Source organism: Sulfitobacter sp. S223 (genome assembly GCF_025143825.1).
Classification (GTDB): domain Bacteria; phylum Pseudomonadota; class Alphaproteobacteria; order Rhodobacterales; family Rhodobacteraceae; genus Sulfitobacter.
In genome coordinates, this window is record NZ_CP083560.1 from 3,357,508 (window position 1) to 3,369,946 (window position 12,439).

The 12,439-nt window shown below is 58.2% G+C and carries 11 protein-coding genes; 5 read left to right on the top strand and 6 right to left on the bottom strand.

Annotated elements, in window-relative coordinates; translation table 11 throughout:
* Positions 1–5 precede the first annotated feature (5 nt).
* The 3 genes from K3757_RS16025 to K3757_RS16035 all read left to right on the top strand — a co-directional run bounded on the left by K3757_RS16025 (position 6) and on the right by K3757_RS16035 (position 4,182).
* Entirely contained in the window at positions 6–674 is a 669-nt protein-coding gene (locus K3757_RS16025; protein ID WP_259996984.1) for an ABC transporter ATP-binding protein, read from the top strand.
* Positions 671–3,187, top strand: coding sequence for an ABC transporter permease (locus K3757_RS16030; protein WP_259996985.1), 2,517 nt, complete (start codon positions 671–673; stop codon positions 3,185–3,187). Before K3757_RS16025 ends, K3757_RS16030 begins: the two co-directional genes overlap by 4 nt.
* A gap of 89 nt (positions 3,188–3,276) precedes the next feature.
* Complete coding sequence (locus K3757_RS16035; RefSeq protein ID WP_259996986.1) at positions 3,277–4,182, top strand: inositol monophosphatase; 906 nt, start codon at positions 3,277–3,279, stop codon at positions 4,180–4,182.
* Between the two features lie 9 nt (positions 4,183–4,191).
* Here the strand turns inward: K3757_RS16035 and K3757_RS16040 are convergent, their stop codons facing one another.
* Positions 4,192–4,557 carry a glycine cleavage system protein H gene (locus tag K3757_RS16040; RefSeq protein ID WP_259996987.1) on the bottom strand — a complete coding sequence of 122 codons (366 nt, stop codon included), beginning with the start codon at positions 4,555–4,557 and terminating at the stop codon, positions 4,192–4,194.
* Between the two features lie 127 nt (positions 4,558–4,684).
* Between K3757_RS16040 and K3757_RS16045 the strand changes: the two genes are divergently transcribed.
* Entirely contained in the window at positions 4,685–5,245 is a 561-nt protein-coding gene (locus K3757_RS16045; RefSeq protein WP_259996988.1) for a gamma-glutamylcyclotransferase family protein, read from the top strand.
* A gap of 39 nt (positions 5,246–5,284) precedes the next feature.
* Here the strand turns inward: K3757_RS16045 and gltX are convergent, their stop codons facing one another.
* The 3 genes from gltX to K3757_RS16060 all read right to left on the bottom strand — a co-directional run bounded on the left by gltX (position 5,285) and on the right by K3757_RS16060 (position 9,319).
* Positions 5,285–6,619 carry a glutamate--tRNA ligase gene (gene gltX / locus K3757_RS16050; protein ID WP_259996989.1) on the bottom strand — a complete coding sequence of 445 codons (1,335 nt, stop codon included), beginning with the start codon at positions 6,617–6,619 and terminating at the stop codon, positions 5,285–5,287.
* A 108-nt stretch (positions 6,620–6,727) separates the two neighbouring features.
* Complete coding sequence (locus K3757_RS16055; RefSeq protein WP_259996990.1) at positions 6,728–7,525, bottom strand: PHB depolymerase family esterase; 798 nt, start codon at positions 7,523–7,525, stop codon at positions 6,728–6,730.
* Positions 7,526–7,660: 135 nt separating this feature from the next.
* Positions 7,661–9,319, bottom strand: coding sequence for an NAD+ synthase (locus K3757_RS16060; RefSeq protein WP_259996997.1), 1,659 nt, complete (start codon positions 9,317–9,319; stop codon positions 7,661–7,663).
* 163 nt (positions 9,320–9,482) lie between these two features.
* Between K3757_RS16060 and K3757_RS16065 the strand changes: the two genes are divergently transcribed.
* Positions 9,483–10,925: an MORN repeat-containing protein gene (locus K3757_RS16065; RefSeq protein WP_259996998.1), complete on the top strand. Its 1,443-nt coding sequence runs from the start codon at positions 9,483–9,485 to the stop codon at positions 10,923–10,925.
* An 8-nt stretch (positions 10,926–10,933) separates the two neighbouring features.
* Here the strand turns inward: K3757_RS16065 and K3757_RS16070 are convergent, their stop codons facing one another.
* Entirely contained in the window at positions 10,934–11,656 is a 723-nt protein-coding gene (locus K3757_RS16070; RefSeq protein WP_259996999.1) for an FkbM family methyltransferase, read from the bottom strand.
* Positions 11,657–11,726: 70 nt separating this feature from the next.
* A complete protein-coding gene (locus tag K3757_RS16075) occupies positions 11,727–12,413 on the bottom strand; it encodes a helix-turn-helix transcriptional regulator (protein WP_259997000.1) in 687 nt (228 codons plus the stop codon).
* Positions 12,414–12,439 lie beyond the last annotated feature (26 nt).

The following is a 12,439-nucleotide window of genomic DNA, read 5'->3' on the forward strand; positions in this document are numbered from 1 at the left end:
GCCCCATGAGCAATCCAATATTCTCTCTTAAAGATGCAGCCTTGCGTCTAAATGGCAATGCAGGGCCTGTCGAAATTCTGCACGGCATAACACTAGAGGTCACCGCAGGAGAAAGTATCGGCTTGATCGGTCCTTCCGGCTCCGGCAAATCCTCTCTCTTGATGGTTATGGGTGGGTTGGAGCAGGCCACAGGAGGCAGCGTGCATGCCATGGGTGAAGATCTGACAGCCATGAACGAAGATGCGCTGGCACGGTTTCGCCGTGACCGGATGGGCATTGTCTTTCAGTCCTTCCACTTGATCCCGACCATGACCGCGCTGGAGAACGTCGCCACGCCGTTAGAGCTGGCCGGACATGCAGACGCGTTTGATCGGGCAGCCGAAGCATTAGAGACCGTGGGGCTTGCTGCGCGGGCCAATCACTACCCCTCGCAATTATCCGGCGGTGAACAGCAGCGCGTCGCACTGGCCCGCGCAACAGCGCCGCGGCCTGCGATCCTGCTCGCGGATGAGCCGACAGGCAATCTCGACAGCGCCAATGGCGATGCGATCATGGATCTGCTGTTTGACCTGCGCGACAAGCACGGATCGACACTGGTGCTGGTTACCCACTCTGATGCTTTGGCGGCCCGCTGTGACCGGGTCATTTCCCTGCGTGACGGGCGCATCGCATGAGCCTTGCCCTTGCGACCAAATTCGCCCGCCGCGAATTGCGCGGTGGCTTGCGCGGTTTTCGTTTGTTCTTAGCCTGCCTTGCGCTTGGCGTGGCCGCAATCGCTGCGGTTGGGTCCGTCCGCTCTGGCATTGAGGCGGGACTATCCCGCGAAGGTGCGGCGCTTCTGGGCGGCGACGCCGAACTTGAGCTGACTTACCGATTCGCAACCGAAGTCGAACTGGCATGGATGCAGGGCAATGCCACGGCCGTGTCCGAAGTGGCTGAATTCAGGTCGATGGCCGCTGCCGGCGATGACCGCGCCTTGACGCAGGTAAAGGCTGTCGACGGGCTGTATCCGCTTGTGGGGTCCGTTGAGCTGGCGCCAGACATCGCCTTGGCTGATGCGCTGTCAGTGGAAGATGGTCTACCGGGTGGCGTTATGGAACGCGCTCTGATTGATCGGCTTGGTTTGAGCATCGGGGACACATTCGCCTTGGGCACGCAATCCTTCATCTTGCGGGCAGAGATCACTCGTGAGCCGGATAGCGCGGGTTCAGGCTTTGCCCTCGGGCCGCGCACGTTGGTCACACGCGACAGTCTTGCAGCTTCGGGCCTGCTTTCTGCGGGGACACTATACAACAGCAAATACCGCCTCACTCTCCCGCCAGAGGCATCAATCCCTGAGCTGGAGGCCGAGGCCGAAGAGACATTTGCCAACAGCGGCATGCGCTGGCGTGATGCCAGCAACGGCGCGCCGGGCGTTGCGCGCTTTGTAGAAAGGTTAAGTTCCTTCCTTATACTTGTGGGGCTATCCGGCCTTGCTGTGGGGGGCGTTGGGGTGTCTGCTGCCGTGCGCAGCTATCTGGCACGCAAGACCGAAGTCATAGCCACCCTGCGTGCGCTTGGTGCAGATCGTGCCACGATTTTTCAAACCTATTTTATCCAGATTGGCATCCTGTCCCTGCTCGGCGTAGCCATTGGTGTGGTTCTTGGGGCTGCTGTCCCCATCGCGCTTGCACCAGTGCTGGAGGCGCGGCTACCAATCCCCTCGGCCTTCGCCATATTCCCCGAACCACTGATAGAGGCGGGTCTGTACGGGCTACTGACGGCTTTCATCTTTACCCTATGGCCATTGGCGCGGACCGATCGTGTGCGCGCCGCGACCCTTTTTCGGGATTCATGGGACGGTGCCAGCCGCCTACCTGCCCTGCCCTTCATCCTTGCAACCGGGTTCGCAATCGCCGCGCTTGTCGGGCTTGCCGGTTGGTTCAGCGGCAACTGGTGGCTCACGCTTTGGACGCTGGGCGGCATTGCTGGCGCCCTTGCACTGCTATCGCTTGCGGCCTTCTTGATACGCATCGCAGCACGCGCGCTTAGCCATCGCTTGCGAGGGCGGCCGCGTTGGCGCTGGGCCATGGCTGCAATCGGCGGCACAGGCGAAGGTGCTGGTGCCGTTGTTCTTTCGCTCGGACTTGGCCTTTCTGTATTGGCAGCAGTCGGGCAAATCGACGGCAACCTGCGTCAGGCCATTGCGGGCAACCTGCCTGATGTTGCGCCAAGCTACTTTTTTGTTGATATCCAAAAGGAGCAGATGCCGGGCTATACTGAACGCCTGAAAAACGATCCCGCGGTAAGCCGCATTGACAGTGCCCCCATGCTGCGTGGCGTTGTTACCATGATCAACGGCAGACCCGCCGCCGAAACTGGTGGAGACCACTGGGCCCTGCGTGGAGATCGGGGCTTAACCTATGCCGCGCAACCCGGCGAGACGGCAATCATCACCAAAGGCCAATGGTGGGATGCCGATTATACCGGCCCGCCACAAATCAGCGTTGCTGCGGAAGAAGCCGATGAGATCGGCCTCAGCCTCGGTGATACGCTTACGGTCAATGTACTGGGCCGAGATATCACAGGTACCATCACAAGCTTTCAAGAGGTGGATTTTTCCAACGCTGGTATCGGCTTTGTCTTTACGATGAACCCTAGCGCGCTTGAGGGTGCGCCGCACACCTTTATCTCAACCGTCTACGCCGAACCGGAGGCAGAGGCACAGATCCTGCGCGATCTGGCAAGCCAGTTCCCGAATATCACCGCCATTCGTGTCAAAGATGCATTGGCGCGGGTGGCGGATGTGCTGGGCGGTCTGGCTGCAGCAACCTCCTACGGCGCTGCCGCAACATTGCTTACCGGCTTTCTGGTATTGATCGGTGCGGCCGCTGCAGGCGCTGATGCGCGGACCTATGAAGCAGCCATGCTCAAGACGATGGGCGCTTCACGGCGCATGATCGCAGCCAGTTTCATTTTACGTGCCGGCATTTTGGGCTTTGCTGCGGGTGCCGTGGCCCTTCTGGCAGGTGCATTGGGCGGCTGGGCGGTGAGCAATTTCGTGATGGAAACCGACTATATCATTATCTGGCCCTCTGCTCTGATGATCATCGCGGGCGGGATCGCGGCCACCGTTCTGGCCGGTCTTGGCTTTGCCCGCCGCGCACTACAGGCCCGCCCTGCCCGTGCGCTGCGCGCAAGAGAATAATTGGCCCCTAAACGATGCCTAATTCCTGCTCTTCCCCTTTGCCTCCAGTGCCGAGGGGGGTAGAATTGATTTGAACAAGGAGTGCCTAAATGACCGACACCAGCACCACCCCAGAATCCGACCAGTCTTTGCCAGCGACGTTGGCACCCCCGATCTCTAACGCACAGCGTACACAGATCATCAACATCGTGCGCCGCGCCGCCCGCGCCGAGGTGATGCCCCGCTTCCGCCGTTTGTCGGACGGCGATATCCGCACCAAATCGAATGCGCAGGATCTGGTGACTGATGCTGACACCAAAGCAGAGGCGATGATCGCCCGCGCGCTGCAAATCGCATTCCCCTCTGCGCTGGTCATCGGGGAAGAAGCAGTCTCTGCCAAGCCATCGCTTCTGGACGACATCGCAGACGCCCAGTTGGCGTTTCATATTGATCCGGTAGACGGGACATGGAACTTCGCCCACGGATTGCCGCTGTTTGGTGTTATCATCGCCGCGACACGCTACGGCAAACCTGTATTCGGTCTTATCTATGATCCGGTAGGCGATGACTGGGCGATCGCCGACGAAGAAATGACCCCGCAGCTGCAGCGCCCATTTGGCGCGGCGCAAACCCTGCAGGCCGCGAAAAGCAAACCTCTGGAAGAAATGTCAGGCATCATACCGCTGCATCTGTTTCCAAAGGACAAGCAGCCAGCACTTGCCGCGACATTCCCTGACTTTACCCGCATCAATACCCTGCGCTGTTCCGCGCATGAATACCGGATGCTGGCGCAGGGGTATGTGGATTTCAGTCTGACGGCCCTGCTGCATCCATGGGATCACGCGGCCGGCGCATTGATTATGGCACGCGCTGGCGCACATGTGGAAATGCTTGATGGGGGCGACTATGACGCGACGCGCAAGACCGGCCATCTGCTGATCGCACCTGACAAAGCGACATGGAGAAAGCTGAAGAAAAAGTTCAACTTCCTCCTCACATCTACGGACGAAAATTAATCCTTCGACCTACCGGATGTATTTCTGGTAGGTCGGTTCATCCATCAACTCTTCAAGAGCATCGGGATCGTCGATGCTCATCCTGAACAGCCAACCATCCCCTTGTGGGTCCTCTGAAATGACCTCGGGCGCGCGGGTTAGGGGAGAGTTGACTTCGATCACCTCGCCATCCAGCGGGGCAAGGATATCTACCGCATCATCATCCGCCTCGATCACAACAACGGGATCGTCTGCGGATATGACGTCACCTTCTTCGGGCAGCTCTATAAATGTGGCCTCGCCCAATTCGGCTGCGCCGTAAGTCGTGAGACCGACGGTCACTTCACCTTCGTCATCATCGACGCGCAACCACAGGTGTTCTTCGGTAAATTTCATGGCACTCTTCCTTCGCTTTTGCTGTTTTGCCAAAGCCTGCGGGCTTTTTCAATCGCCATGTGCAGGGTTGCCCAGATGTCCAAGCAATGTTTAGGTAGCGCCATAAATTCAAAGGCAATCACTCACAATGCATCCCTGTTTCTTTGGCTATGGCAGCCTTGTTAACCGCGACACGCACAGCTACCAGGAGGCCGCACGCGCGCAGCTAAATGGTTGGCGCCGTAAATGGGTCTATACCCAAGAGCGCGGATTGGCTTTTCTAAGTGTTATCGCTGATCCATCCACAACAATTGACGGCCTGATCGCCGAAGTGCCGGGGGCCGATTGGGCCGCACTTGATGCCCGCGAATACGGCTATGCGCGCATCCCTTCAGGAACCGCAGTCCAACATCCGCGTGCCCCACAAACCCTGATCTCACATTATTCCGTACCACCCGAGACATGGGTAAGGGGACAGACCAACCACATTCTGCTGAGCTATCTGGATGTGGTCGTACAGGGCTATTTGCGGGAATTTGGTGCTGGCGGCGTGGCTGATTTCTTTGCGACGACCGATGGCTGGGACACGCATGTTTTGAATGATCGCGCGGCCCCTAAATATCCCCGCGCGCAAATCCTAAGCGCGCAGGAAACTGCTTTGGTCGATCAGCACCTTGCCTTGCGCAACGCAACTATCGTGGCCGATTGATCCGGCACCTCCCCCTTGCGGGGGAGGGCGTGCAGCTGCTTAGGCCCTTGCTTTGACCACCTGCAAAAGCGGCATCACTGCCGACATGTCCGGCCCATGTGCCTGACCGGTCAGCGCCTTGCGCAGCGGCATAAACAGACCCTTACCTTTACGGCCAGTCGCCTCTTTCACAGCTGAGGTCCAATTGGCCCATGTGGAGTCATCAAATTCACCTTCTGGCAGCATCGTCATAGCCTGTGCGATGAACTCACGATCTTCCTCGTCAATTGCCGGCTCTGCGCCTTCGCTGAACATTGTCCACCAACCTTTGAGGTCGTGCAGGGTAGTGATGTTTTCACGCGTAACGCTCCAGAAACGCTCAGCGTGTACATCGGGCACACCCAAGGCACGGATATCTTCAGCCACATCTTCCAGAGACAGGGTTTGCAAATAGCGTGCGGTCAATGGCTTGAGGTCTTCGGCATCGAACTTCGTCGGGGCAGAGCCGAAACGGGATATATCAAAGCCTTCCACAAACTCGGACATTTCGGTGCGCAATTCGACCGGATCACTTGATCCCAAACGGGACATCAAGCTCAGCAATGCTTGCGGTGCAATCCCCGCTTCGCGCAGATCCTTAAGCGCCAGTGTACCCAAACGCTTTGACAGCGCCTCGCCCTGCGGACCAGTGAGCAGGGAATGGTGGGCAAACGCAGGCACAGAGCCGCCCAGCGCCTGCATGATCTGGATTTGGGTCCCTGTGTTGGTGACATGGTCAGAGCCGCGCACAACGTGGGTTACACCCATTTCGGTATCGTCCACTACGCTGGCCAGCGTGTACAGAATTTGGCCATCGCCACGGATCAGCACGGGATCAGACACTGATGCGCCATCGATGCTGACATCTCCAAGAATACCATCGTTCCAGACAATACGTTCCTGCAGCAGCTTAAAGCGCCAAACGCCATTGCCACGCTCGGCGCGCAGCGCGTCCTTTTCCGCATCACTTAGTGCAAGAGCGGCACGGTCATAGACTGGCGGCTTGCCCATATTCAGCTGCTTTTTGCGCTTGAGGTCCAGCTCGGTTGGCGTCTCGAACGCCTCATAAAAGCGGCCCATCTCGCGCAGTTCTTTTGCGGCTTCGTGGTATTTCTCCAACCTCAGGGATTGCCGCTCTACGCGGTCCCAATGCAGACCAAGCCAATCAAGATCACGCTTGATGCCATCCACATACTCTTCTTTTGAGCGGTTGGGATCAGTATCGTCAATCCGTAGAATAAATTCGCCACCCGCCTTGCGCGCAATCAGGTAGTTCATCAGCGCAGTGCGCAAATTCCCGACGTGAATCCAGCCGGTCGGGGACGGGGCGAAACGTGTAATGGTTTTATCAGACATAGATGCCTCCTGTTGTCGCGCTTGCTGGCACAGCGGCACCCGTTTGTCCAGTTGACTGCGCATCGCGCACATTTGTTCTGAGCAGGGATCGGCACAGACGTATGTCTGCTAAAACTTTCCGGCGGCAGCCAAACGTTCCAACCCATACTCAAGGTACTCGGTTCGGAACGAATGCCCTCCCTCGAACAGGCAGAGCTCCAGTATTTTTGCGGCCGCGTTTTCGCGCTGTGAACAGCGCAACATATCCGTGTCCACATCGCGTGCGGGTCCGAACGCCCCCAAGTCTGCATACATCCGCAGCGCATCTGAAACCTTGCCCTGACGGGTCGGCCCAATCTCTCGTCCTTCCAGCGGCACGGTCGTGTCGCGGTCGCCGTGGATATGCACCAAACTTGCAGCAGGGGTTACACAGTTATCGGGAGGGGTCAGCCAGAAGGTGCCCGAAAAAGGAATGAACCCGACAAAGGTTTCAGGGCGCGCACAGGCAAGATTCCAGACCATCATGCCCCCCGCGCTGAAACCGCTCGACACCAGCCGCGCAGGATCAATGTCAAATTGCGTCTGAACGTCTGCGATCACTGCTTCAAAATAGGCAAATTCTGCCGCGCCAGTGCTATCAGGCGTACGCGGGCCATTTGGCAAATCCCAGCTGCCCCCCACACCTTGAACAGCAATGAGCGCTAACCCCTTTGAATGAGCCATCCGTCGCAGGCTCATGTTACGCATAACGCCTGCCGCAGAGCCCCGGTACCCATGCGCCCAGACTATTGCACCAACCGGGCCGCTCTGCCCCGCTGGCAGAGATATCCGATAGACGCGGTCCCCCAGCAGGCAATCACTGTCCGCGCCGCAGGCCTGCGCCATTGGCGCCATAAACAGCGCCAGCACAAAGAATAAATACCGCATCAACGTCTCCAAGGTTGCCGCCAGTGCAACGCTTACGTGTTCAACCGAAATGCACAACTCAAGTCTTTGTGGGGTGCAGGTTGCCGCGTCGATAACAGCCCATGCCCCAGCACGCCTGCACCCGCTCTATTCGTTTCAGGACGGATCGCGCCAGCGGTTTGCGATTGGATAGCGGCGGTCCAGCCAGAAAGCACCTTTTGTCAGGCGCGGCCCCGGCGCGGACTGAAAGCGCTTGTATTCGGAAATATAGACAAGATGCTCGACCTTCTTGGCCACATCACGGTCGAAACCTGCGGCGACGCAATCAGCAATGGAGCCGTCACGGTCCACTAGAATTTCCAACATAGCGTCCAGTTCGGGATAGTCAGGCAGGCTGTCACTGTCTTTCTGGTCTTCGCGCAACTCGGCCGATGGCGCTTTTGTAATAATGTTCTCTGGGATCACGCGGCCTTCTGGGCCCATCATCCACGCGGCGTGGTTGGCGTTACGCCAGCGGCATGTCTCGAACACGCGCATTTTATAAAGGTCTTTGATCGGGTTATAACCACCCGCCATGTCGCCGTAGATCGTGGCATATCCGACGGCTACTTCGGATTTGTTGCCAGTGGTCAGCAGCATCTCGCCAAATTTGTTGGATAGCGCCATCAACAGCAAACCGCGCAAGCGGCTCTGGATGTTTTCTTCGGTCAAATCAGGCTTGGTCCCTTCGAACATCGGTGCCAGCGTTTGCGTAATCGCATCGCGCCCCTCCTTAATCGGAACATAGTCATACCGCGCGCCCAGCGCCTGTGCGCAATCCTCTGCATCCTTGAGGGACGCAGCAGAGGTATATTCGGACGGGAGCATAACACAGCGCACATTCTCGGGGCCCAGCGCATCAACCGCAATCGTCGCCACCAGCGCCGAATCGATGCCACCGGACATACCCAACAGAACCTTTTTGAAACCGGTCTTGCGCATGTAATCCCGCAAACCCTGTACCATCACGCGGTAATCTTGCGCGTAAGGGTCTGCGTGAACGGCTTTTTCCCCCTCAATGATACGCCAGCCATCCGGCCCACGCTCAAGGTCCACATGCTGTATAAGTGCGTCAAACGCAGGCATCTGGAAGGCCAGCTTGCCACCGGGGTTCAGGCCAAAGCTGGCACCGTCAAAAATCTGGTCGTCCTGACCACCAACCATATTCAGGTAGATCAGCGGCAGCCCCGTCTCGACGACACGTGAAACCATATGGCTCACCCGCGTATCGAATTTGCCTCGGTAATAAGGGGAGCCGTTGGGCACCAACAGAAATTCTGCACCCGTCTCAGCCAATGTCTCGGCAACATCTTCGTGCCACGCGTCTTCGCAAATCGGGCTGCCAATGCGGGTATTGCCGACTGAATAGGGACCGCCCAATGGCCCGCTGTCAAAGATACGGACTTCGTCAAAGACTGTCTCATTGGGCAGATGGTGCTTGAGCACACGCGAGACGATTTTGCCGCCTTTGAGGATCAGATAGGCATTGAACAGTTCGGCACCTTCCGCCAGCGGCGCGCCAATCGCCAAGGCCGGACCATCCGCGCATTTCGCTGCCAAAGCCTCGATATGCGTCATCACGTCCAGCTGGAACGCCGGCTTCATAACCAGATCCTGAGCGTTGTAGCCCGCGATAAACATCTCGGGCAGCGCGACCAGATCAGCGCCGGCATCGCGGCCTTCGACCCATGCTGCGTGCGCTTGGGCGGCATTGCCTGCCAGATCGCCAACCGTCGGGTTCAGCTGCGCCAATGTAATGCGAAACCGCTCTGCCATGGGTATCCCTCTCGTTTACTTCGCCTGATGTAGCAGATCAGGCGTCTAGGGAAAGCCCACATTGGCCGACGCCGCAAAAGGACGTTGCCCCTTTGGACCTGCATCATTAGTCTGCTCCTGACCAGACGGGCACGTGATGCCCGACCCAGATGACAGGACCACCATGACACTGCGTACCCTGCTGCTCGCCGCCGCCCTGACACCTTTGACCCTTGCGCCTGCATGGGCGCAAAACACGCAAGTGCTCAGCAAGCAATACGATGACGGCGGCGTTTATGAAGGCACCTTCAAGGATGGCCTGCAACATGGCACTGGCACTTACACCCTGCCCAACGGGTACGAGTATTCGGGACAGTGGGTAGAGGGAGAGATCAAAGGCAAGGGCATCGCCCGCTTCCCCAACGGATCGATCTACGAGGGGGACTTCTCCAAGGGGAAACCCGAGGGCATTGGCAAGATCACTATGGCAGACGGTGGCACCTATGAGGGTGAATGGCAGGCCGGTACTATCGCGGGTCAGGGTATTGCAATCCATGCCAGCGGCGAACGGTACGAAGGTGGCTTTCGCAATGGTAAACGGCACGGCAAGGGCGTTTTGGTTACGCCCGCCGGCTATGAATACAAAGGCGACTGGGTTGACGGTCAGGCCACAGGTCAAGCTGTTATCAAAGACGCGGATGGCGCAATCTATGAAGGGACCGTCGTCAATGGTGCGCGCTCTGGCACCGGCAAACTGACCCACCCCGAAGGTTTCACGCTGGAGGGCACTTGGGCCAACGGACAGCTCAATGGCAAAGGCAAGATCGTACAAGCCAATGGTGACATCTACGAAGGCGATCTGGTTGAAGGTCGCCGCGAGGGGACAGGCTCGTCCACGACAGCGTCAGGTGACACCTATGCCGGCGAATACCTGAACGACCAACGCCACGGCACAGGCACGTTCAAAGGCTCTGACGGCTATACATACGAAGGACAATGGGTCGAAGGCCGCGCCGAAGGAGCTGGCACCGTGACCTACCCTGACGGCTCCGTCCAGACCGGCACATTTATCGACAATCTCGCTGAGGGGCCGGGCAAAATCACCTACCCTGACGGCTCAACCTATGAAGGTGAATGGGTCGCCGGCGTGATAGAAGGCAAAGGCCGCGCGACCTATCCCAATGGCATGATATACGAGGGCGGGTTCGTAAATGCCCGCAATGAGGGTCAAGGGACGCTCACCTACGGCGATGGCCGCACTTATGTGGGCATGTGGAAAGACGGGCTGCGCCACGGCACAGGCACGGCTACCTACCCCGACGGCACTGTCTATGAAGGGCAATTCCTTGACGGTCGCCGCGCAGGCACGGGCAAGATCACGATGGCCAGCGGCTTCGTCTACGAAGGGGAATGGGCCAACGGAGAGATCGAAGGACAAGGCACCGCCACTTACGCAAATGGCGATGTGTATGTCGGCATGTTCAAGGACGGCAAACGTCAGGGGCAAGGCACCATGCGCTACGCCACGGGCGAGCAAGCTTCAGGCGATTGGGACAACGGAGCACTGACCGAGCCTGCGGTTACAGAGCCGGTAGAAACAGCGCCCGAGACCCCATCAAGCGACTAAGCTAGAAATCAGCTGCGCGCCTTGAGCGGTTTGTAGAACGCGTTACGCTCCATCATACCCATCAAGGTGTATTCGGCAGCAGGACAGAGTTCTCGAAGCTTCGCCTCAATTTCACGCGGGTCTTGGGCGGCCAAGGTTTCCAGCACCACCAGCGGATGTCCATTGGCAAGCGTCTGTGGCGCGCCTTCCAAGGCGAGGCCTTCGTGCCCTTCGATGTCCAACTGAAGCACACTGACTTTACGGGAGTCGGGCACCAGATCATCAATCCGCACGATATCGACATCAATCGTACGGCCCTCTTTTGCCTCTTCCACGATTTTGGACGACCCACCCATTTCCTTGCCTTCTGCCGTCGAAATTAGCAGTGGCAATACTGCCGCCTCCTTCCCGACAGCAACAGGCGAAAGCTTGACGTTCCTGACATCGTTAAGCGCAAGCGTCATACTCGCTGCAGCAAACCCGGTCGGGTTCGGTTCAAACGAATGGACGTAGGCACCGCGCTTCAACGTTCGGGACATAAACGGCAGGAAATCACCTACAAATGCGCCACCACTCACGATATCGCCGTTTCCTGCAAACTGCTGGATCAAGCTCAGCGTGCGTGGCTCGTTCACTTCACCCTTCAACAGAATCTGTGAAACCTCGCGTTTCCTGAATGTGCCCGGAATACAGTAGAACCCGTAGGCATTCATCGCGGGGGACCAAGGAAAATCGGGAGGGGTAACTGACATTGTGACTTCTGCTCTTTCTGTGATTTAGCCAGAGCGTTACAGAAGCAAGCGCCGCGAACAAGACAGCCCTTTACGCATTAATGGCGAACTGCGCCTCAAACGCCACGCTACCTTGGCGCGTGAACCGGACAACGCGGCTGCCGCTTTCGCGCGCGGCCCAACCAAGCGCCTCCATCTGCACCAACATTGCACGCCCCAGCCCACCGGCCAAATGGGTCCGCCGCGCGCTCCAGTCCAGACAGGTCCGACAAACCGGCGCGCGGGCCCGTTCCAACGCGGCCAGATCTACGCCAAACGCGGTCACAAATTTTGCGCCCGAGGCGCTCAAGACGACTGTGTCATTTTGTTCGGTCAGATAACCCTGCACCGTCATGGAATCGTACATTGCGATGCCCCGCGCGCCGGCCAAGTGATTGTAACATACCCGCGCTTCACGCAGTGCCACATCGCGTGGACCCGTATATGTGCGTAAATGCCCTTGCCCTGCGGCCAGCCCCATAAGCGCCTCCAGAACCGCCGCTACCTCTGGCCCGCTTAGCGACACATAGCGGTGCCTTCCGGCTTTGCGCACCGAAGTCAGCCCGCCCGCCTCAAGCTTGGCCAGATGGGCGCTTGCGGTTTGAACCGTGACACCAGCCTCATTCGCAAGCTCGGTTGCGGTCAAAGCTTTCCCGCTCATGAGCGCGCTTAGAATATTTGCGCGCGCCGGATCACCAATCAGCGCAGCAATACGGGCTATGTCTGGACCTTCTTTCATACTTCGACCGTAGACGAAGCACTCAC